The 22,483-nt window shown below is 67.9% G+C and carries 15 protein-coding genes; 8 read left to right on the top strand and 7 right to left on the bottom strand.

Features of this window, described 5'->3' with window-relative positions:
• Positions 1-232 precede the first annotated feature (232 nt).
• Entirely contained in the window at positions 233-2,209 is a 1,977-nt protein-coding gene (locus ACTWPT_RS13030) for an amino acid transporter (protein ID WP_443177581.1), read from the bottom strand.
• A gap of 303 nt (positions 2,210-2,512) precedes the next feature.
• Positions 2,513-3,403, bottom strand: a complete 891-nt coding sequence (locus ACTWPT_RS13025) for an intradiol ring-cleavage dioxygenase (RefSeq protein ID WP_443177580.1) — start codon at positions 3,401-3,403, stop codon at positions 2,513-2,515.
• Positions 3,404-3,921: 518 nt separating this feature from the next.
• Between ACTWPT_RS13025 and ACTWPT_RS13020 the strand changes: the two genes are divergently transcribed.
• Both ACTWPT_RS13020 and ACTWPT_RS13015 read left to right on the top strand, forming a co-directional pair.
• Positions 3,922-5,310, top strand: coding sequence for a glycoside hydrolase family 43 protein (locus ACTWPT_RS13020; protein WP_443177579.1), 1,389 nt, complete (start codon positions 3,922-3,924; stop codon positions 5,308-5,310).
• Positions 5,307-8,546, top strand: a complete 3,240-nt coding sequence (locus ACTWPT_RS13015; protein ID WP_443177578.1) for a discoidin domain-containing protein — start codon at positions 5,307-5,309, stop codon at positions 8,544-8,546. Before ACTWPT_RS13020 ends, ACTWPT_RS13015 begins: the two co-directional genes overlap by 4 nt.
• Positions 8,547-8,650: 104 nt before the next feature.
• On the opposite strand, the gene ACTWPT_RS13010 is transcribed toward ACTWPT_RS13015, so the two are convergent.
• Positions 8,651-9,037, bottom strand: coding sequence for a RidA family protein (locus tag ACTWPT_RS13010; RefSeq protein WP_443177577.1), 387 nt, complete (start codon positions 9,035-9,037; stop codon positions 8,651-8,653).
• 54 nt (positions 9,038-9,091) lie between these two features.
• Positions 9,092-11,347 (bottom strand): pectinesterase family protein, encoded by a 2,256-nt coding sequence (locus tag ACTWPT_RS13005; RefSeq protein ID WP_443177576.1) that lies wholly within the window; start codon positions 11,345-11,347, stop codon positions 9,092-9,094.
• Between the two features lie 225 nt (positions 11,348-11,572).
• Between ACTWPT_RS13005 and ACTWPT_RS13000 the strand changes: the two genes are divergently transcribed.
• Entirely contained in the window at positions 11,573-14,512 is a 2,940-nt protein-coding gene (locus ACTWPT_RS13000; RefSeq protein WP_443177575.1) for an endo-1,4-beta-xylanase, read from the top strand.
• Here ACTWPT_RS13000 and ACTWPT_RS12995 read toward each other — a convergent pair.
• Positions 14,509-15,141, bottom strand: coding sequence for a histidine phosphatase family protein (locus ACTWPT_RS12995; RefSeq protein ID WP_443177574.1), 633 nt, complete (start codon positions 15,139-15,141; stop codon positions 14,509-14,511). The two genes, ACTWPT_RS13000 and ACTWPT_RS12995, sit on opposite strands and share 4 nt — an antisense overlap.
• Positions 15,142-15,253: 112 nt before the next feature.
• Here ACTWPT_RS12995 and ACTWPT_RS12990 point away from each other — a divergent pair, with 112 nt between their 5' ends.
• Positions 15,254-15,643: a hypothetical protein gene (locus ACTWPT_RS12990; protein WP_443177573.1), complete on the top strand. Its 390-nt coding sequence runs from the start codon at positions 15,254-15,256 to the stop codon at positions 15,641-15,643.
• Here ACTWPT_RS12990 and ACTWPT_RS12985 read toward each other — a convergent pair.
• Positions 15,640-16,209 (bottom strand): TetR/AcrR family transcriptional regulator, encoded by a 570-nt coding sequence (locus tag ACTWPT_RS12985; RefSeq protein WP_443177572.1) that lies wholly within the window; start codon positions 16,207-16,209, stop codon positions 15,640-15,642. The genes ACTWPT_RS12990 and ACTWPT_RS12985 overlap by 4 nt on opposite strands.
• A gap of 86 nt (positions 16,210-16,295) precedes the next feature.
• On the opposite strand from ACTWPT_RS12985, the gene ACTWPT_RS12980 reads away from it, so the two are divergent.
• The 4 genes from ACTWPT_RS12980 (at position 16,296) to ACTWPT_RS12965 (ending at position 20,592) form a co-directional block, all read left to right on the top strand.
• Positions 16,296-16,703 carry a nuclear transport factor 2 family protein gene (locus tag ACTWPT_RS12980; RefSeq protein ID WP_443177571.1) on the top strand — a complete coding sequence of 136 codons (408 nt, stop codon included), beginning with the start codon at positions 16,296-16,298 and terminating at the stop codon, positions 16,701-16,703.
• Positions 16,696-17,700 (top strand): zinc-dependent alcohol dehydrogenase family protein, encoded by a 1,005-nt coding sequence (locus ACTWPT_RS12975; protein WP_443177570.1) that lies wholly within the window; start codon positions 16,696-16,698, stop codon positions 17,698-17,700. The genes ACTWPT_RS12980 and ACTWPT_RS12975 overlap by 8 nt, the downstream gene beginning before the upstream one ends.
• A gap of 225 nt (positions 17,701-17,925) precedes the next feature.
• Positions 17,926-19,566, top strand: a complete 1,641-nt coding sequence (locus ACTWPT_RS12970; protein WP_443177569.1) for an ATP-binding protein — start codon at positions 17,926-17,928, stop codon at positions 19,564-19,566.
• Between the two features lie 504 nt (positions 19,567-20,070).
• Positions 20,071-20,592 (top strand): RICIN domain-containing protein, encoded by a 522-nt coding sequence (locus ACTWPT_RS12965; protein ID WP_443177568.1) that lies wholly within the window; start codon positions 20,071-20,073, stop codon positions 20,590-20,592.
• A 716-nt stretch (positions 20,593-21,308) separates the two neighbouring features.
• Here the strand turns inward: ACTWPT_RS12965 and ACTWPT_RS12960 are convergent.
• Positions 21,309-22,382: a LacI family DNA-binding transcriptional regulator gene (locus ACTWPT_RS12960; RefSeq protein ID WP_443177567.1), complete on the bottom strand. Its 1,074-nt coding sequence runs from the start codon at positions 22,380-22,382 to the stop codon at positions 21,309-21,311.
• Positions 22,383-22,483: the final 101 nt, after the last annotated feature.

Below are 22,483 nucleotides of genomic sequence, written 5' to 3'. Positions count from 1 at the left end.
GATCGCCTTGGGCAACTGTCCAAACAGTACAACGCGCCACCGGCGGTCGTCAGCCGTCTATCGGCGAAGGCCGCTCCACACGCCGTCAGCCGTCTACTCAACCGGGGGAGCGAGCACGCGATGGGGGCCGGTGACCCACTGGGAAGGGAACGTGGCCGCCGCCGACGTCCACCTCACCCCCGATGACCAGGCCGCCCTGGACGCGCCGCCCCCCGCGGAGCCGGGGCCGAAGTCACCCGCCTACGTGGATGCCCGGGCGGCGAGTGGGGTCGGGCTCGCGCTGGCGGATGATCTCGCGGACGACCGGAGGCGTGTCCCCGCGTCCCAGGATCAGGTAGCGGAGCAGGTGTACAACCGGTGAGCCCTCGGACCACTCGAAGTAGCAGTGCGGCCGCACCCCGGTGGCGTCCCTGAGGGCGAGCAGGACGGCCGCGATGGCATTGGGCACGGCCGGGCTCTCCGCACGCAGCACCCGGTGCCCCTCCACCTCCACGCCGCGCACCCGCAGCACGTCGCTGAAGTCGGACGGGTCGATGACGTCGATCTCCAGGAACAACACGTCGGCCCGCCCGGGCACTGGATTGAACCCGCGCTGCTCGGCCTCCTTTGCCTCGTATTCAGCCTTGTCGCCGTTCTGGCGGCGGTTGGCGATGAGGTTGAGCGCCCGGTCGTAGGCGAGGGAGTCGGTAATGAACCGCCGGGCCGCCTCGTCGAACTCGATGCGGTCGGCCCGCAGCTCCGTCGTGCGTGACACGCGTGAGATCAGCGAGATCACGATGATGCCGACGATGAACATCCCGGAGATCGCGATGCCATCAGGCTTCTCCCTGATGTTCTCCACCAGCGCGTACAGCAGCACCAGGGTGAGCACGGTGAAGCCGGCGATGGCGGCCCGCTGCCGCTTGCGGATGGCGGAGATCGTCACCGCTACCGCGCCGGACACCATCATGGCCAGGATGCCCGTGGCGTACGCGCCCGCCTGCGCGTCCACGTCCGCGTCGAACGCGATGGTGAGCACGATGCAGATCGCGGTGTAGACCAGCACCACGGGCCGCACCGCACGCCCCCACTCGGGCGCCATGCCGTATCCGGGCAGGTAACGCGGCACGATGTTGATCAGCCCGGCCATCGCCGAGGCCCCGGCGAACCAGAGGATGAGGATGGTGCTGATGTCGTACGCCGTCCCGAACGCGTCGCCCAGCTGCTCGTGCGCCAGGTACGCCAGCGCCCTCCCGTTGGCCGCGCCGCCCGGCCTGAACTCCTCGGCCGGAATCAGCACCGTGGTCACGAAGCTGGTCGCGATCAGGTAGACGCTCATGATGAGCGCCGCCGCGGTCAGCAGCTTGCGCGTGTTGGCGATGCGCGAGGCCAGCCGCTCCTCGGGGCTCTTGCCCTGGGCGGCCACCAGCGGCATCATGCTGACGCCCGTCTCGAACCCCGACAGGCCCAGCACCAGCAGCGGGAAGGCCAGCACCGCGGGCCCGATGACGCCGCCGAGACCTCCCCCGCCGCTGGTCAGCGCCTCGATCCAGCGCGACATCGCGTCCGGCGTCGCGAGCACCTCGGCGATCCCGACGGCCACGACGACGGCGTTGAGCCCGAGGAAGAGCGCCACCAGCGGGATCGCCACGCCGACCGCCTCGGTGAAGCCGATCAGGAACACCCCGCCCAGCACCAGCAGCAGCACCACCGTCAGCGCCACCTCGTGGCCGTGCAGGAAACTCGGGAAGAACGGGTTCTCCACGACGTGCACGGACGCGTCGGCCGCCGAGAGCGTGATCGTCACGATCCACGACGTGGCCACGAATCCGAGCAACACCAGCACGAACAGCTTGCCCCGCCAGAACGGCAGCAGCCGCTCCAGCATCGCCACCGACCCCTGGCCGTGCGGGCTTTCCTTGGCGACCCTGCGGTACATCGGCAGCATGCCCAGCAGCGTCAGCGCCACGATGAGCAGTGTGGCCAGCGGCGACAGCGCGCCGGCCGCGAGCGCGGCGATGCCCGGCAGGTAGGCCAGCGTGGAGAAGTAGTCGACGCCGGTCAGGCACATGACCTTCCACCAGGCCTGCGGCTCGGCGTGCCCTTCTTCCGTCTCGGGGCCGACCGGCTGGACCTGGTGACGCAGCAACCACCGCGCCACGGGGCTCGATGGCGGCGCCGAACGCGAAGGGCTGTCGACCACCGCCGGCACGGCCAGGTCACCGGTCACCGGATCTTCCTCTCCTCGGGAATGCACACCACCCTAGAACTTCGCGATCGGATCGCCGCGACGGGTGCGGCGACCAGGGCTCGGCCGTACGCCGCCAGTCGGTCACCGCGGGCCAAATCGCACGCCAGCGGGGCCTGTTCGACATCAAGATCGGCGACGCAATCGGCGAGCCGGGCTGGGTGGCGTCACCAGGTCACTTCGCGCCGTCGACCCTGGAAACCGTCGTGTGTCCTAGCCCGGCACGCCCACCGTGGGCCGCTCCACCTCACGAAGGGAACTCTTGCTGCACTTGGTACCGCGTGTCTAGGAGCCGTCCTTGTCGGAGTCGGCGGCGAAGACGATGACGCCGAGGTAGCCGTCGTCCTCCTTGGCGACCTTCATGAGCATGCTGTCGTCGTAGATGTTGTCGTTGTCGTTGAACGTGTCGCGCCCCGTGTGCTCCGAGTACGGCGACATCGCCATGACCGCGCTGTTGAGCTTCTCGTCGAACATCATCTGCGTGGTCAGCACCCGCTCGCTGCTGAAGTGCACCATGGCGTGGATGTGGATCGTCCGGCCCCGGTACCAGCCCGGCCAGATGGTGATGAACTCCACGATTCCATTGCTGTTGGTCACCTGAGCGCCGCGCAGGTAGCGCTTGTCGTCGGTGGGTGTCAGGTCGGCCATGCCGCCCCCGCCGCCGCCCCCGCCAGTGCCGCCGCTCGGCGGAGCCCCGGTGGGCGCGCCGCTCGGCGGAGTGCCGCTCGGCTGGTTCCCGCCACCTCCGCCGGTGGACTGCGCCTCCGCGCCGGAGTAGAGGCCGGCCGCGTCGCAGTGCCAGATCTCCACCACCGCGTTCGGCAGTGGCTCGCAGGTCTCGCTGTCCTGCACCTTGATGGCGACCCGCAGCCGCACGCCCTGCTTGTCCTCGCGGATGTCGCTGCGGACCTTGTCAGCGTCGAAGTAGTAGGGGCCCTGGGTCGTGGTGGCGGTCAGCTTGCAGGTGTTGGCGTCGGCGAAGAGCGAGGTGAGGTCCTTGGCCGTGGTGGCCTCCGGCGTGACGGTCGCCCCCGTGGAGGTCGTGACGGCCGTCGCGCTTGTGCCGCTGCCGCTGCCGCTGCCGCAGGCGGCCAGCAGGCTGCCCAGCCCGAGCGAGCTGACGCCGGCGAACAGCCGCCGCCTGCTGACCCGCTGACCTTCGTGATCGCGTCCCACTATCTTCCCTCTCCGCTGATCCGTTGTTGCGAACCAAACGGTAGAAGGCGTGTCCTTGATGACTCATTTGCGCAAGATGAAGCTTTGATGAGTTCAGCGGCTGCTCACCGCCCATGCGGAGCTGGCCGAGGCGCTGCGGCAGGCGTACCCGCAGGAGCTCGACGAGGGAACGGCCGCCGCGCTGGTCGGCGCGGCCGGGCTCGCAGGACTGCGGCGGGGGGACACGCCCGACCAGGTACGCGACGCCATGAGCCGCGCGGTCGGCATCGCCCTGCGCTCGTGCTGAGCGAGCGAAAACCCCGAAAGCCTTTTCGGTGATATGAAACCGTGACCAAGCGCTCGTTAGCTGATCAGCGGCCACGCGCTGGCGAAAGCACAGCTCAATGCCTATGCACACAGTTGCAGCGGCTGATTGACAGCGCCCACCGCGCCGTTCTACGTTCCCGAAAACCTTTCAGGTTCACTACGTCGTTCCGGGTCAGTGATGTTAGCGCTAACACACTAAGGGGCACACTCTCATGACACGACGATGGGCGGCGGCCCTCGCCGCGGCACTCCTGGTCATCCTCGGCATCCCGCATCCCGCGCTCGCGGGTGCGCCGATCACCACCGCGATCTACACGGCCGACCCGGCCGCATTGGTCGTCGGCGACACCCTGTACGTCTACACCGGCCATGACGAGGCCCCGTCCGGCGGCACGAACTTCGTCATGCGCGACTGGCACGTCTTCAGCTCCACCGACGCCACGACCTTCACCGACCAGGGCGCCAAGCTGTCGATCTCCAGCTTCCCGTGGGCGGGCGCCGACGCCTGGGCGGGCGAGGTCGAGCGCGGCGCCGACGGCAAGTACTACTGGTACGTCTCCATCAACGGCAACGGCCCCGGCTGGATGAACATCGGCGTGGCCGTCGGCGACACCCCGACCGGCCCGTTCCGTGACGCCATCGGCGGCCCGCTGGTCAGCGACAGCACCCCCAACTCCTCGCCACTCAACATCGACCCGACCGTCTTCAGGGACGACGACGGCCAGGTCTACATGTACTGGGGCTCCTACTACGGCCTGCGCGCCGCCCGCCTCAACGCCAACATGACATCGATCAACGGCTCGGTGGTCACCCCGAGCGGCGTGTCGAACTTCTGGGAAGCGCCCTGGATGTTCAAGCGCAATGGCGTCTACTACCTCGCCTACGCGGCCAACGACTCCGGCTGCTCGCAGCCCAACTACGCGTGCATCCGCTACGCCACCGCCAGCAACCCGATGGGCCCGTGGACCCACCGCGGCGTCGTGCTCGACCAGGTCAGCTCGACCACGAACCACCCGGCGATCATCGAGTACAAGGGCCAGTGGTACATGGTCTACCACAACGCCGCCGCCCCGGGCGGAGGCAACTTCCGCCGCTCGGTGACGATCGACAAGCTGTACTTCAACGCCGACGGCACCATGCAGAAGGTCGTCCAGACCGGCGGCCCGACCACGCCGGGCAACCTGGCGGCCAGTGCCACCCCGTCCACCTCCTACGTCTCGCCGTGGGAGACGCTCGCCGCGATCAACGACGGCTACACCCCCGCCAACTCGGCCGATCACAGCCACGGCGCCTACGGCAACTGGGACCACCAGGGCACTGAGTGGATCGAATACCGCTGGCCCACCGCGCAGACGATCTCCCGGTCCGAGGTCTACTGGTTCGACGACAACCTCGGCATCGACCTGCCGGCCTCGTGCCAGGTGCAGTACTGGAACGGCAGCGCCTACGTCAACGTGCCCGGCGCGTCCGGCTGCGGCGTGGCGGCCAACACCTTCAACGCCACGACGTTCACCCCGGTCAGCACGACCCGGCTGCGGCTGAACATCACCTCTAGATCCGGCTACTCGACCGGTGTGCTCGAATGGAGGGCCTTCTCATGAAGCACGCCCTGTCAGCCCTGCTGCTCGTCGTCGGCTTAATCGTCGCCGGTCCGCCGGCGGCGGCCGACCAGACCATCGGCTTCCCCACCTTCGGCGGCCCGGCCGTCCCCGCCCCGCCCGGCTCGTACACGCCCGGCAACATGATGCAGGCCATCTACGACGCCGAGAGCTCCGGCACCGACTTCTGGATGGACCGGCTGCTGGCCCGCCCCGGCAACGACCCGGCCGGCACCTGGCTCATGTCCCGCGGGCGGGCGCTGTTCATGAAGACCCACACGCCCGGCACGCTCGGCTTCGCCGGGCAGGCGGCGTACTGGGAGAGCATCAACAACAACAACGCCTTCACCGTCGCCGTCACCCCCGGCACCTTCACCGAGCAGGTGAGCTCCCGCTGGCAGGCGCCCAGCCACTGGAAGAGCCGGCACACCAGCGGCTCGATCACGATCAACCAGACCAAGTTCATCACCGAGAACAACGTGGCCGTGGCCAACCTGGCGATCACGAACGGCGGCTCCGGCTCGACGACCGTGCAGGTCAGGGCCACCTCGCCGTACGCGACGTCCGGCAGCGGCAGTGAGCTGACCGGCCAGGTGAACGCCTACAACAACCTCACCACGATCTTCCCGAGGCTCACCGGCGACGGGTTCACGGTCTCCAGCGGCGGACTCAACAGATCCGTCACCGTCGCCGCCGGCGCCACCGTGACGGTCAAGGTCGTCATGGGCTTCGTCACCAACGAGATTCCGGCCTCCCGCACCGAGTACGACGCCTACGCCGGCTACGCGCCCGCCACGGCGTTCGCCACCCACGTGCGCGCGTACAACCGGTGGTGGGCCGAGAACGTGCCCTACATCGACGTGCCCGAGCCCGGCATCAAGAAGAACATCTACTACCGCTGGTGGCTGATGCGCTACAACCACCTCGACGCGGACATCCCCGGCCAGACCTTCCAGTTCCCCACCTCGATGGAGGGCGTGCTGGGCTACAACAACGCGATCGCGCTGACCCAGCCCATGCACATCGACGACCTCAAATACCTGCGCAACCCGATCTACTCCTACGGCGATTGGCTCAGCGTCGGCCAGACCTCCAAGAACGGCCGCTTCCTGGACAACCCAGGCGACCCCGAGAACTGGTCCAACAGCTACACCCAGTACATCGGCGAGGCCGCCTGGAAGAGTTACCAGATCCACGGCGGCCAGCCCGCCATCGCGGCCAACCTGGCCCGCTACGCCGAGCAGGACGTCAAGGGCCAGCTGTCGTTCTACGACACCGACAACAACAAGCTCATCGAGTACGACTGGGGCGCCCTGACCGGCAACGACGCCGACGCCGTGTCCTTCCACTGGAAGCCGGGACGCATGGACCGCGCCGAGGCCGCCTACCAGTACAGCGGCGCGCTGGCCGCGGCACAGGCGTACGAGGCGATCGGCAACACCTCCAAGTCGACCGAGATGCGCACGCTCGCCACCCAGATCCAGAACGCCATCGTCAACGTGTTGTGGAACCCGAGCAGGCAGCTGTTCGAGCACCGGCTGAAGTCCACCAACGAATGGGTGCCGTGGAAGGAGATCAACAACTACTACCCGTTCGCCGTCGGCGCGATCCCCAACACCGCCACCTACAAGCAGGCCCTGCGCCTCTTCGACGATCCGGCGCAGTATCCGATCTTCCCCTTCTACACCGCCAACCAGGCCGACAAGGCGGCCTCGGGCACCGGCAGCAACAACTTCTCCACGATCAACTCCACCGTGCAGTTCCGCCTGCTCTCCTCGGTGCTGCGGAACTACCCCAACGAGTGGATCGACACGACCTGGTACAAGAAGCTGCTCTATTGGAACGCCTGGGCTCAATACGTCAACGGCAACACCCAGTGGCCGGACGCCAACGAGTTCTGGGCCGACTGGAACGGCTCCTCGATCGCCTACCGCTCCTGGATCCACCACAACATCCTCGGCAGCAGCAACTGGACCGTGATCGAGGACGTCGCCGGGCTGCGGCCGCGTAACGACGCCAAGGTGGAGCTCTCGCCGATCAACATCGGCTGGACCCACTTCACCGTCAACAACCTGCGTTATCGCAACGCCGACCTGACCATCGTCTGGGACGACCCCGCCGACGGCGTCGTGCGCTACCCGGGCGTGCCCGAAGGCTACTCGATCTACATCAACGGCAGCCGGGCTGCCACGGTGTCGTCGCTGGTGCCGTTCACGTGGGACCCGGCCACCGGCGCGGTGACCACCAGCGGCACCGTCACCCACAACGTCGCCGTCCCCAGCCTCCAGTCGCCCACGCAGGTGAACCACGCCGGCGCCCGCATGGTCGACCTGCTCGCCAAGGCCGGCGTCGACCTGACCGCCAACCTCACGAACCTCGCCGCCGACGCGACCCCCACCGCCTCCACCACCGCCTCGGGCAGCTCCACGGCGGGGGCGAGGGACGGGTTCCCGATCAACGAGCCGTTCTGGGGCGGCACCACCGCCGGGCAGGACTGGTACGAGCTGAACTTCGGCGCGGCCCGCACGTTCAACGAGGTCCGGCTCTACTTCAAGGACAGCCGCCCGGCCAGCTCCACCTACCGGGCCCCGGCCTCCTACACCGTCCAGTACCACAACGGCAGCGCCTGGGTGGACGTGCCCAGCCAGGCCAAGACCCCGGCCACACCACGGGCCAACTACAACGTGGTGCAGTTCTCCGCCGTCAGCGCACAGCGGATGCGGGTGCTGGCCACGGCCGCGTCAGGAGCCAGGACCGGGCTCACCGAGATCAAGGTCCACAACCGGGGCGGGGTCCAACCGGAACCCAACCCCAACCTGGCGCTGCAGGCCACACCGTCGGCGTCGTACACCTCCTCCTGGGAGAGCGTCGCGGCCGTCAACGACGGGATCGACCCGCCGTCGTCCAACGACACCGTGAACCCGCGCTGGGGCTGCTGGCCGGAGACCGGTCAGCAGTGGGTGGACCTGACCTGGTCCTCGGCGCGTACGCTCAACCGGGCCGAGGTGTACTTCTTCGACGACGATCAGGGCATCGACATGCCGGCATCGTGGAAGCTGCAGTACTGGAACGGCAGTGCGTACGTGGACGTGCCGGGCGCGTCGGCGTACACGCTGACCAAGAACGCTTACAACAACGTCACCTTCACCGCCACGAGCACCACCCGGCTGCGGGTGCTGCTCACCGGCAACGGCAGCAGCTCCGTGGGACTTCTGGAGGTCAAGGCCTACGGAACGTGATCCATCGAGCCGGAAGGGCCACCCCCTGCCCTTCCGGCTCGGTGTAGTCACTCTTTCACTTTCCGTGACGGAGCGCAGGAGAATCGGGCAATCGGTGGGAACCTCTAAAGCGCGGCGATCGCCTCGATCTCCAGCAGCCACCGGCTGTCGTAGATGTCAGCAATGATCACTGTCAGCGCGGGGCGGTGGTCGCCCAGGATCTCCCTGCGCACCGCCCCGTTGACGGCCGCGTGGCGGCGGTCCGACAGGTACGTGGTCACCTTGACGAGGTGGGACACGTCCAGGTCCGCCGCGCGCAGCGCCGCCAGGATGTTGGCCCAGACGAGCCGGCACTGCGCCTCGAAACCGTCGGGCACCTTGCCCTCCCGGGTCTCGGGGATCTGGCCGCTGACGAACAGCAGCTTCGACGCGCCCTCGACCGCGAGGGCTTGTGTGTAGCCTCCCTGCGGCTCGGGCGCGTCGAGCGGATCGATGCGGGTGTAGGTCGTCATGCGACGGTTCTAGCAGATGATCGGCGCTGCTTTGCGGGGCGGATGACGGGCTCGTCAGAACAGGCGGTGGCCCGCACCCGCGCCCGCCGGGACCAGGGCCTTGAGTGCCTCGGCCGGGTGGATGCGGGTGAACAGCGTCGGGGTCCAGCCGGCGTCCGTGCCGAGTGCCGTGCCGTTGGCGGCGTTGTAGGCGGCCACCAGGTCGGCCGGTGCGTTGCCGACCAGGTTGTCCTTGGCGGTGATCGCGGTGCCGCCGAACACCGACAAGACCTTCTCCGCCGCGATGCTGTCGAAGGCGTTGCTCTCGGCGTACACCTTCGAGCCGACACCCACGCCGATGCTGTACCCGTGCGTGGCGCCGCCCGTGTAGTAGTTGTTGTACACGTGCACCTGGCCGAAGCGCACCCGGGGCGTGCGCTGCCCGAGGCCCTCGAAGTGGTTGTGGTGCAGCGTGACCTTCAGCTTGTCCGCCTCGCCGTACCTGGTCGGGTTGTCGGTGTTGCCGATCAGCGTCACCTTGTCGTGGCCGCTGAGGTGGTTCCAGGAGAGGGTCACGTAGTTCGCGCCGCGCACCACGTCCAGGAGCCCGTCGTGGACCTGGTACGGGCGGCCGAAGTAGAGCGGCTGGCCGGAGTCCGGGTTGTCGCCGTCGTTGAGCGTGTTGTGGTCCAGCCAGACGTGGGTGGAGCCGGACACCTCGACGTTGTCGAACGAGGCGTTCCAGTTGCCGTCCGCGCCGTCGGTCGGGTCCCACTGCGGGAAGCAGTCCGACGTGTCGGTGATGGTCAGGTTGCGGACGATGACGTTGTCGGCGTTGCCGATCCGCAGGCCGAAGCGCTTCAGCGCGGCGTCCCGGCCCGCGCCGACCAGGGTGACGTTGGAGCCGATCGTGACCGTGACGTGCTGGGCCATCTTGTTGTACGACGCCCGCCGCGCGTCCTCGAGCGGTCCTGACGGGACGCTGGTCCTGCCCCACACGGCCGGGTCGTACGCGGCCAGGTACGCGGGCAGGCTGTAGCCGTTCACCGCGTAGTCCGCGCAGGTGAGCGGGGCGCCCGAGTCGTCGGTGTCGGCGTCGATCGCCCCCTTCACGTAGATGATCTTGGGCGTGTTGTCGGCCGGATCGCCGAGCGCCGCCCGCAGCTGCGCCCTGGTGGAGACGACGTGCACGTTCTCCTGGCGGGCCGCCGAGCCGCCCGTGGTGCCGGTGGTGGCCGCCGCCCAGCCGTCGTTGCGGGGGAGGACCTCCCGGCCGGGGCCGTACCCGGGGTGCGGGTGGTGGTGGCGGACGGGGTTCCAGCCGTCCGTGCCCGCCAGGTACCGCTCCGGCGTGAAGGCGGCGGCCTGCTCCGAGGTGAGCTGTGGGCGGTCGTCATTGATCGTCGCGCCCGGGCCGTGGTTGCGGTATTCGGACAGCCGGGCGTCCCGCCAGTTCAAGCCGGACATGTCGGTCCAGGGCGCGTCCTTGAACTGCTGCCCCAGCCACGACTCCCGCACCAGCACCTGCCCGCGGGCCGTGGCCGACCCGCCGGCCGGCCACGGACGGCCCAGATGGTACGTGCGCGCCGGCGCGTTGCTGGTCAGGTGGCTGCGGTAGATCAGGAAGCCGTACGGGTTGCTCAGCTCCGTGCTGGCCGCGGTGACGTAGCCGTTGTTGTCCGCGCTGCCGCGGTTGAGCGCCTTGATGACGCAGTTGTCGAAGACGGCGGTGGCGCGGCCGAAGATGAAGTCGACGTCGCCCTCGACGTGGCAGTCGCGGAAGTACTGCCGGGCGGTCGTGGTGGCGGACGGCGTGTTGGCGTAGAGGGTGTCCTGGTTGCCGATGAACCTGACGTTCTCGTACACCTGCCGGTCGCCCGTCGTCCGCACCGCCACGGCCTGGCTGTTGCCCTTGGCGGCCTCGTCGTAGGAGTTCTCGAAGGTGAGGTTGCGGGCCGTGAAGTCGGGAGCGCTGATCACGTAGGAGGCGCTGCCCGAGGTGCCGTAGGTGCCCGAGCCGTCCGGCTTGGGGGTGGAGGCCGAGGCGTCGAACGTGAGCACGACCTCGCGCGGGTCCCTGGTGTCGCCCACTAGCGAGATGTGCGGCTTGTCGGCGGGGATAACCACTTGCTGCTTGTAGGTCCCCTTGCGGACCAGGATGGTGACCGGCTGGGCGTTGCCGGACGGCACCGCGTCGACGGCCGCCTGCACGGTCGGGTGGTCGCCGGTCCCGTCGGCCGCGACCACGATCGTGGCGCGGGTCTGAGCGGCCGCGGGCGGCGTCATCGCCATCGCCAGCCCTGCCAGCGGAATGAGTAACAGAAGTCGCATGCGCAACCTCGCAGAGTGTGCGGCAATCGGTTGCAAGAAACGTTCGCGTAATGCCGCTGACACGTCAATGGGTGCAGTAAAACTGCACTTTTGCTGCAACAAGCGGTTGCAGCAGATCTCGCGTCCTCGAGACATCTTGACCGAGTCGGCGCGCCGCATCTACAGTCCGCCTGACATTTATCGGAACATCCTTGAAACTTTCATCCCCACCCCCGCAGGAGCACTGTGCGCACCCTCCGAGCCCTGGTGGCCGCCGCCCTCTTATGCCTCGTGCCGGTGCTTCCCGCGCACGCGGCCGCTGATCTCACCTACGACTTCGAAGGCGGCACCACGGAGGGCTGGGGCCCGCGCGGCGGCGGCGTCTCCGTCACGGTCACCACGGACGCGGCGCACGGGGGAACCGGCAGCCTGCTCACCACGGGCCGGACCGACACCTGGCATGGGGCCTCGATCGCCGCGCCGTTCGTCAAGGGCGTCACCTACCGCGTGACCGCGTACGCCCGGCTCGTCACCGGGCAGCCGGCCAGCACGATCGCGCTGACCGTGCAGCGTACCCCCGCCGGTGGCGAGACGACCTACGAGCGGGTCGCGGCGGCCACCGTGACCGACGGCGAGTGGGTGCGGCTCGCGGGCACGTACCTCTTCACCGCCGACTCCACCGACCTCCAGCTCTACGCGGAGAGCTCCGACGCCACCTCCCAGTACTACCTCGACGACATCGTCCTCAGCCCCCAGGGCGACCCCACGCGCGAGCCGATCAGCACCGACTTCGAGGACGGCACCGCGCAGGACTGGTCGCCGCGGGCCGCCGCCACGCTGGAGTCCAGCACGGCCGCCGCCCACGGCGGCGCCCGCAGCCTCGCGGTCACCGGCCGGTCGGCCACCTGGGACGGGCCCGCCATGAACGTGCTCGGCCGGATGGGCAAGGGCGACAAGTACGCCCTGTCGGTGTGGGTGCGGCTCGGCCCCGACACCGCGGCCGGCCGGCTCGGCCTGTCGATCGAGCGGCGCACCGGCGGCACGCCCAGCTACGAGCGCATCGTGCCGCCCACGGACGTTGCCGCGGGGGAGTGGGTGCAGCTCGCCGGCACGTACACGCTCGCTTACGACGTCGACTTCCTCAGCCTGTACATCGAGTCCGACAGCGGCACCTTCCCCTTCTACCTGGACGACTTCGCGATGACCTACATCGCGCCGAAGCCCATCCAGACCGACATCCCCGCGCTCAAGGACAAGGTGCCCTTCACCATGGGGTCGGCGCTGACCAGGCCGGACACGCTGGGCGTGCACGGTGAGCTGCTGGCCAGGCACTTCAACGGCATCACCCCCGGCAACGAGCTGAAGTGGGACGCCACCGAGCCGCGGGAGGGTGAGTTCGCCTTCGCCGACGGCGACCACCTCGTGGACTTCGGCATCCAGCACGACATGACCGTCCGCGGGCACACGCTCGTCTGGCACAGCCAGACCCCGGCCTGGGTGTTCGAGGGTGCGGACGTTAAGGAAATAGACAAGGAGACCTTGCTGCGGCGCGTCGAGAACCACGTGCGCACGCTCGTGACCCGCTACAAGGACAAGATCGCGGTCTGGGACGTGGTCAACGAGGTCATCGACGAGAACCAGCCCGACGGGCTGCGCCGCTCCAAGTGGTACGAGATCGCGGGTCTCGACTACATCCGCACCGCCTTCCGCGTCGCCCGCGAGGCCGACCCGGACGCCAAGCTGTACATCAACGACTACAACACCGAGTTCCCACGCAAACGCGAAGCCCTGTACGCGCTGGTCAAGCGCCTCAAGGACGAGGGCGTGCCGATCGACGGCGTCGGCCACCAGCTGCATCTCAACATCGAGCAGCCGCCTGCCTCGTACGTCGAGGACACCCTCGAGCGCTTCGCCACCCTCGGCGTGGACCAGCAGGTCACCGAGCTGGACGTGAGCATCTACACCGACTTCGTCTCCTCCTACCCGTCGATCTCGCCGGAGCTGCTGGCCGAGCAGGGCCACCGGTACAAGGCACTGTTCGACGTCTTCCGGCGGCAGGCCGGCAAGCTCAGCTCGGTGACCGTCTGGGGCGAGTCCGACGACGTCAGCTGGCTGAACACCTGGCCGATCCCGCGGCTCAACGCGCCACTGCTCTTCGACCACGACCTGCAGGCCAAGCCCGCGTACTGGGCCGTGGTGGACCCGTCCAAGCTGCCGCCATCGGCGGGCAAGCTGGAGGCGCCCGCCGGGAAGGTGAAGGTGGACGGCAAGCGGGACCTCCAATGGGACCTGCTGCCCGACACGCCCCTCGCGCGGGTGGGCGACGTGTCGGCCGGCTTCCAGGCGCGGTCCGCTCCTGACGGCCTGTACGTGCTCGCCGAGGTCGTCGACCCGACACTCACCGCGGAGGACAAGGTGACGTTCACCGTGGACGGCACCACGTACACCGTCACACGGGCCGGCGGTCCCCGGGCGGCCGTGCGGCGCACGGCGACCGGATACCGCGTCGAAGCGCTGGTCAAGAAGGGCACCGACGTGGACGTGGACGTACACGACGGGAGCACTGCGATCTCCTGGACCGGCAAGGTGACCACCGCGCCCGCCATCAAGCTCACCGCTGCCGCACACCGTCCGGTGCCGCCCGTACTCGACGGCGTCGCGGACCCGGCCTGGTGGGCCGCGCCCGAGATTCGCACCGCCACCTGGATCCAGGGCACGTCGGGCGCGACCGCCAAGGTCAGGTCACTGTGGCACGGATCGGTCCTGTACGTCCTGGCCCAGGTAGCGGACCCGGCCCTGAGCGAGGAATCCCCGAACCCCTGGGAACAGGACTCCGTCGAAATCTTCGTGGATCCCGGCAACGGCAAGACGAAGGGCTACACGGACGACGACGGCCAGTACCGGGTCAGCCATACCTGTCGCGTCACGGTCGGCGGCACTTTCGACGCGGCCGGCGTCAAGGACAACGTGACGGCCGTGGCCAAGGTGGTGCCCGGCGGGTACGTCGTGGAGGCGGCCATCAAGCTGCCCACGATCACGTTGGCGGAGGGGACGCTGCTGGGCTTCGACATCCAGGTGAACGACGCGACGGGCGCGGCCCGTACCGGTGCGGTGACCTGGAACGATGCTACGAGCCGCACCTACCTGGACACCAGCCACTGGGGCGTGCTCCGCCTGGCCGACTAGGGCGCTACGTGGCCCACCCGCTGACCGTTCAGGGTGGGCCACGACGAGCAATGCCACGAACGTCCGTCGTACTCGACGGCGAAGGGGACCGCGTGCGGAAGCGGTGCTCCCCAGACCTGCTCGCCGATCCCGCACAGCGCGCTGAGGCCGGTGGTGAGGCTGGCCACATGCCCCACCACAGCGACCGTCTCACCCCCATGCTCAGCCGCGATCGACGTGAGGGCGGCGACGATCCTCGAGGTGACGGCGTGCCCGTCCTCGCCATCGCCCACCGCCTCACTCAGCCGCCCGTCCACGATCCATGAACGGAGAACGTCTGCCGTGCGTGCCCGAGTCGCTGGATCGGTGCTGCCTTCCAAACCGCCGATCCCCACTTCGACCAGGTCGGGCCAGAGGGCGACATCCACGCTGAGCGTTCGCGCGATGATCTCGGCGGTCTGCTGGGCCCGCAACGCCGTACTGGCGTAGATCCGGGCGATCCCCTCGGGGACCAGCCGCTGCGCCGCCTCAGCAGCCTGCAGCCGTCCCTTTGGCGTCAGGCCGGCGAGGGGCAGTGCGCCGGCGGCACGAGCGATGACGTTCTCCGACTCCGCATGCCGCAGACACAGCACCCGTACGCGATCATCCATCTCCTGACACTACGAGCTTGCGGTTGCCCCGCGGGCGGATTCGCCGTGTCAGAGTGCTGCTATAGGCGCCTCTCCCGGTGTGATCTCGTCCGAAACGTGCGACACTCCACCTATGGCCGACCAGGGGGAGTCCACCAGGAGAGTCGGCTTATTCGGCCGACCTCTAGGCCGGTGGGTAGTGACAGTTCTCTTTGTCCTCGTGGCTGTATATGCGGCGGCGTGGGGCACGGAGAAACACGGGGTCGCGGTAGGTGCCGTCATCGGGCTGTCCTATGGAGCCCTTGTGGTGATCGGGTGGACTCCAGTGCTCACGCTGAAGCGCTGGTCTCAAGAACATCCAGCGCTCGATCTGCTCCCCTTTTCCTTCTTGGCGTTCAGCGGACTTGCCCTCTTCACACCGCTTTCGCTTCTTCTATGCCTGGCACTCGCGATTTCCGGCTACATAGTCCTGTATGGAGTTGGCTGGCTCGTTCGCCGGTATCGCGCACGAGACCTGGGCTAATGCCGGGTGGTGAGGATCTGCTCGGCGAGTTCGCGGGCGGAGGCCGCAGGGTGGGTGCCGGGGCGGGTGACTCCGGCTGCCATCGTGCCGTCAATGAGCAGGAGGAGCTGGCCGGCCGCGTGTGCGGGCCTCGGATGCCCGAGCTTGGTGAGTTCGTCCTCGAGAAGTCCGTGCACGCGCCGCCGGTAGTCGCGGGTGATGGCGTGCCCCGGGTGTTCGGGATCGGCTAGGGCGAGATCGGCGGCGAGATAGCGGCAGCCGCGGAAGTCAGGCGCGGTGATGTACTCGGCGAGCCGGTCGAAGATGGCCAGGAGGCGGTCGCGCGGGTCATCGCCGGCGGCCTGCATGGTCTGCAGGTAGCGGGCTTCGTCCTCGGCGGTGCTGCGCCTGAGCACCTCGGCGATCAGTCCGTCTTTGCCCCCGAAGTGCTCGTACAGAGAGCGGCGGGCCACGTTCGCGGTCTTGAGGATGGTGTCGACGCCGATGCCTACGCCGTGGCTGTACGTCAGCTTCTGGGCTGCCTCCAGGAGGCGTTCTCGCGGGCCGGGCGTGGTACGGGTGCTCACGGCTCACAGCCTGCCATCTGTTGACGAGTAGATCAACCGGTCTATATGGTGCGAAGTAGACCGGACGTTCTATCTATTGGATTCGTATGTCTCTCAGTACCACGGCCGATGTCATCGACCACTTCAACCGCGCCTTCGTCGATCACGACCCCGCCGCGCTCACCGACCTGATCGGCGACGACTGCGTGATGGAGGCGATCCAACCGGCTCCTGACGGCGCCCGCTACGAAGGACGCGAGGCCTGTCTGACGTTCTGGCAGGCGCTCGCCGAGGACCGCACCACCCAGTTCGAGCCCGAGGAAGTGGTGGTGGCCGGCGATCGGGCGACGATCCGCTGGCGCTACCGCTTCGGCGACGGCCCGGCCGACTCGGTACGCGGCGTGAACCTCATGCGCCTTCGCGACGGCCTGATCGTCGAAGCCCTCGGTTACAGCAAGACCGCGGGAGAGGTCCCACTGGCCACGCCCGCTGACGAGGAGGAACCCCTTGCGTAGTTACCACGTCAACAGCGGCGACGGGATCGACGGCCTGTCGATCAGGAAACACGAAGACCCCTTTCCGGGCGCCGGGCAGGTCGTGGTGGCCGTGCGCGCCACCTCGCTGAACTTCCGCGAACTGATGGTGCTGCGCGGCGATTATGTGCTGCCGGTGAAATCCGACGTCGTCCCGCTGTCCGACGGGGCGGGCGACGTCGTCGCGGTCGGACCCGGCGTCGACGGGTTCAGCGTCGGTGACCGGGTCGCGGCCACGCTCTTCCCGAGCTGGCAGTACGGCCCGTTCGGCGTTCAGCACCTCCCGCAGCGCGGCGGCTCGCTGGACGGCATGCTCACCGAGCTCGCGGTGATCGAGGCGATCGGCCTGGTCCCGGTCCCCGATCACTTGTCGTACGAGGAGGCCGCGACGCTTCCCTGCGCCGCGGTCACCGCATGGAACGCGCTCACCGGCGACGGCATCGGCCTGCGAGCAGGCGAAACGGTGGTGACACAGGGATCGGGCGGGGTGTCGCTGTTCGCGCTGCAATTCGCCAAGGCGCTCGGCGCGCGGGTGATCGCCACCACGAGCAGCCCGGCGAAAGCGCGACGCCTGGCCGAGCTCGGCGCCGACGAGGTCATCGACTACCGGGCCACCCCGGACTGGCCCGCCGAGGTCCTGGAGCTGACCGGCGGCCGGGGCGCCGACCGCGTCGTGGACGTCGCCGGCCTGCTGGAACAGTCGCTCAAAGCGGTGATGATCGGAGGTCACGTGGCCTGTGTGGGCTTCGTCTCCGATACCGCAGCGCCCATCGACCCGCGGGTGCTGTTCGCCTCCGGCGCCACCGTACGCGCCGTCGCCGTCGGCAGCCGCGCACAGTTCCTCGCCATGAACCGCGCCATCGAAGTCAACCGTATCCGTCCCGTCATCGACCGCGTGTTCACCTTCGACGAGGCGCCCGACGCCTGCCGCTACTACGCCTCCGGCGAGGCGGTGGGGAAGGTCGTCATCCGGGCCTGACGCTCCTATTCAGGGGAGGCACCCGATGGCGGAGAGCCATCAGTCTGCGGCGTGGGTTCCGTTGTGTCACACCAGGTCGCGTCCCCGCCGTTCTGGACGCCTAAACTGAGAAGCGTTGTATCGGCTACATCTCTCAGTTATCCTCAATGTATGGACCATAGCGAGGCGGATGCAGCGCTGGCCGTAGTCGGGCAGGGGGTCACAGCGGACTCTCTGGAGACTGACATGCTGGACTTCAAGCTCGTTGCCGACTCGCCGAAAGCGACGCTCAACCTGCTCGCAGATGCGCTTGTGTGTTTTGTCAACGCACGCGGCGGCACTGTCGTTCTGGGTGTCGATGACAAGGCCACCGATCGCATTCGCGCGCTTCGAGGCGTGCCTACGAATTACACCGTCGACAGCATCCGCAAAGGGATTTTCGACCGGACAAGCCCGCCGATCACGGCATTTGTGTGCGAGAGGTTCATCGATAGCGTCCGCCTGGTGCTGATCACCGTTCCGCAAGGCGTCATGCCCCACAGCAACGCGGCCGGCCTCGCCACACGGCGCCTCGGAAAGGAATGTCTGCCATTCCCTCCCCACCAGCAACGGGAGGTGATGATCGCGCGAGGGCAGGTCGACTGGTCAGCGGACGCGTCGAGCGTCGATATCAGCCAGTTGAGTGCCGTGGAGTTCGGACGGCTGCGCCGCCTCTTGAATGCCGGCGGCCGCGATCATTTGGCTGACTTGTCGGATCGGGCGCTGCTCGAATCGTTGAGGTTGATCGCGCCCAACGGAAGCATCACCAACGCGGGCGTGCTCCTGCTCGCTGAGGAGTCACTGATCACCAGAGTCATCCCCCGCTATGGCTACTCCTATCAATTCCGCCCCACGTCCGGCAGCGAAGCCACCAGCAGGATCAGAGGAACTCGACCACTGATAGCGGCGATTGAAGCTCTGACCGACGCCATGGAGAGCCGGAGAGAAGTTCATCCACTCAATGTGGCCGGTGGTATTCAGCTTCAGCTCACCGACTATCCGGCCGAGGCGGTCCGAGAGCTGATCATCAATGCTCTCATTCACCGCTCCTACGAGACCGGCGGCACGGTCGATATAGAGCACTCCCCGGAGCGTCTGGTCATCACAAGCCCAGGCGCCCTCGTGTCAGGGGTGACACCGGCCAACATTCTTACCTACCCCTCTACGCCCAGAAACCGGCTACTCACGGAGACCGTATCTATGCTTCAGTTGGCAGAGCGGACCGGGCAGGGAGTGGACAGAGCCTATAGGGAGATGCTGCGAATCGGTAAGGAGCCACCACTCTTCGAAGACCACGGCACTCTTGTCCGAGCTGTCCTCGCGGGCAAAATCGGAAACGGCGTGTTCGTGCGCTTCATAAACGACCTCCCGGTCAAGGCAGGCAGAGACATCAACATCCTGCTCTCACTATCCCATCTGCGCCATAGCAGCAGTATCGACGCTCACAAGCTGGCCGTTATAATCCAAAGAACCCCGCTCGAGGCGCAAGAAGTCCTGCGTTCCATGGCTGACGAATACAATCTCATAGAGGCCACCAGGCGGACAGTCAATAGGCCCTTTCCTACATATCGGCTCAGATCTGCGGCTCTTGCGGCCATGTCTCGCTCGGTTACGTATCGCCGGCGCGGGATCGAAGACACCGATCAAAAGATCGTCGACCATGTCAGGGAGTACGGATTTATCACGAACCAGACCGTGCGTCGCCTCTTCGATCTGCATGTCTACGCGGCTCGTGATTTGCTGAACAGCTTGAGAGAGCGGGAGATCATCGAGAAGATAGGGGATGCACGAGGAGGCGCGGGAGTGAAGTATGGGCCGGGGTCTAAATTCCCCAGAGTCAAATCCTAGTCCCAGCTTTCGTTGCCGGCGCGCCGGCAATCGCTCTGGTATTCATCTCATTTCTTCTACCTCGTAGTCGCCGATCGAGGGCCCTTGCTGTTCGGCATGGAGACGACCATCACGTGATCGTTCTCCGGCGGCCGCACGGACGGCCTACCGGAGGCGTTCGCCCTCGCCATCAGCACGCCCGGGCCGCCGGCCGGCCGCTTCCGCGACGTTCACTGCCGCGCCCCCGGTCTGGAGGACTGGTGGACTCGGCACGTCACCCTCGAGGAAGCGATCGCCGCCGGCCGCATCTCGCCTCAGTGGGCCGAGCAGCGTAAACGCCAGTGGGGCGCCGACTCCGCCGGCGCCAGTCCGCTGCCGAGGTGCGGCTGGACCGCTAATCAGGCATCGGCGACCTAGCCCTCGCTTGGGCCGCCAAGAACCCGGGATCTCGGAAATGAGTAGGCCCTACTCATGACGGATCCGCTCGTCATGCCGACTCTGGATCACATGACAGGAAGAATGACCATGTCCTTTACAGCAGTCCGCCGTGCCTTCGTCGTCGCCTTGGCCGCGGTCGCCGGCCTCGCCCTCGCCGGCACCGGCGTCGCCCACGCCGAACCCGCCTACTACAAGTTCGTCGTCGAGCACAGCGGCAAGTGCCTGGACGTACGGGGTGGGAGCACCCGGCACGCGGCCCAGGCACACCAGTGGCGGTGCCTGAACGGGGTGCTCAGCCAGCAATGGGAGGCCCGCAGGTTCGACGACGGGGCGTACGTGTTCATCGCCAGGCACAGCGGCAAGTGCCTGGACGTCGTCGACGCGAGCAAAAATGACGCGGCGGTCGTGCTCCAGGCGACCTGCCGCTTCACCGCCAACCAGCGGTGGTGGGTCAAAAAGAACGCCGACGGCACCAGGCGGATCATCGCCAAGCACAGTGGCAAGTGCCTGGACGTGGCCAATCTGGACCACGCCGACGGCACCAGGGTGGTCCAGGCCCGCTGCTGGGGCGGCGAGAACCAGAGCTGGCACGTCACCAGGGTCGCCTAGACATCTCTGAACCGGGCCCCCGCATCGCCGTTGCGGCGCGGGTTCGTGGGCGCATCCGGCGGGCGGCCCCTACGCCACGCGGTGGGGCCGCGCGCAGGGCGCTTGAGCGCCCGAGAGTTCCCTGTGAGCGGCCTTCAGTTTTCCTGAACTCGCGGACGACACTACCTCCTGGCCTACACACGCCGTATCCAGGAGATCGCCGCCCACGTCGACCTGGCCGATCTCGTCGAAGTGATCCGGCTCCCCGCACACTAACTGCCGGATCCTGGGACGGTTGGAGCGTCCTGGGCGGCGGTCATGCCGGATGTGCCTCCTTCGACATGGCGGTCACCATGAGGTCGTTAGGCAGGTGTCCGGCCGTTCGGCGTGGAAGCCCGCCGCATCAGATGGTCGGGTGTGACGGCGGGGTGTGCGGTGATGCGCGGCCGAGCGGGCCGGGTATGGTTTCACCTCTGGAGCAGCTCGGTCAGGCGGTCGGCAAGCTTGCGGTAGTCGCTCAAGGGGTGGGCCTGACGGCGCCGGAAGCGCTGGGGTGCGCCGAAGGCGCATGGATAAGGGACAGCCGAGCCCCGAGCGCGAAGCGCCCCCGTGTGAAGACCTTGCGCGCCGTTAGGCGCGCCTCAGGAAGGACAGCCCGAGCGAAGCGAGGACCCTTCGGGGTGGGATCCCGGCAGCCCACTTGGTAGTGGGGCAACGGGTGGGTGGCGGTGGCCCACCTACGATCGGCGGGCTGGAGGGCGTACGGAGTCGCGGACGACGATGTGGGTGCCGAGGACGACGTGTTGGCGGTCCTGGCGGTTCAGGGCCAGGCGTACCGCGGTCCGGCCCAGCTCTTCCGTGGGGATGTGCACGGTGGTCAGGCTGGGGGTCAGGTCGGCGGCGAAGGGGATGTCGTCGTAGCCGGCCAGGGAGACGTCCTCCGGTACGCGGAGTCCTGCCTCACGAAGAGCGGCCAGGACGCCGATGGCCACCATGTCGGTGGCGGCGAAGACGGCGGTGAACTCGGCACCCAGCGCGATCAGGCGGCGGGCGGCGTCGTAGCCGTCGGTGCGGTCGAAGCCCGCCGGGACGACCAGGTCCGGGTCGTGGGGCACGCCGAAGGACTCGTGGGCGCGCATGAAACCGCGTACCCGATCGAGCCTGGTCGTGCTGCGGTCATCGACGGTGGCACCCACCAGCGCGATGCGCCGGTGTCCCTGGGACAGCAGGTGGCTGGCCATGGCGTACGCGCCGCCCTCGTTGTCGTACTCGACCACCGTGGTGGGCACGTCCTCGCCCAGGGGCGGCCGGCCGCACAGCACGAGGCGGGACCCTGCCTTGTCGAGGGCGTGGGCGAAGTGTGACATGCGCTCCCGGTAGGTGTCGTCCAGCGTGCCGCCGCCGACCAGGATGACCGCGTCGGCCCGCTGCTCACGCATGGCCTCGACGATCGCCAGCTCGCGGGCCGGGTCGCCGTGGGTGGTGCACACCATGCACAGCCGGCCCTCGGCGGTGGCCTGCTGTTCGACGCCCTTGGCGACGTGGGCGAAGGAGGGGCCGGTGACGTCGTCGAGTATGAACGCCACCATCTTCGTGCTGGCCCCCGACAGGGCTCGGGCGTGCACGTTGAGCACATAGTCGAGGTCGCGCATGGCCCGCAGCACTCGTGCCCTGGTGGCCTGGGCGACCGGGTAGTCGCCCTTGATCACACGGGAGACCGTGGTAGCCGACACCCCGGCCCGCGCGGCCACGTCGCGGACGGTGACGCGCTCGTCCGCGCCCACTTCGTTGGGGCTTACTTTTCGCGACAAGGTCGGCCCTTCATGGTCGTCGACAGGCTGAGCATGGGAGGTCCGCGACCTCAACGCAGTCTATGGTGGGAGTGATCCGCTCGGCATCCCCCTGCCGATAT

This window comes from Nonomuraea sp. 3N208, assembly GCF_052245935.1.
Taxonomy (GTDB): Bacteria; Actinomycetota; Actinomycetes; order Streptosporangiales; family Streptosporangiaceae; genus Nonomuraea.
Note: the sequence above shows the minus strand (reverse complement) of the source record. Positions and strands in the feature narration are given on the sequence as shown.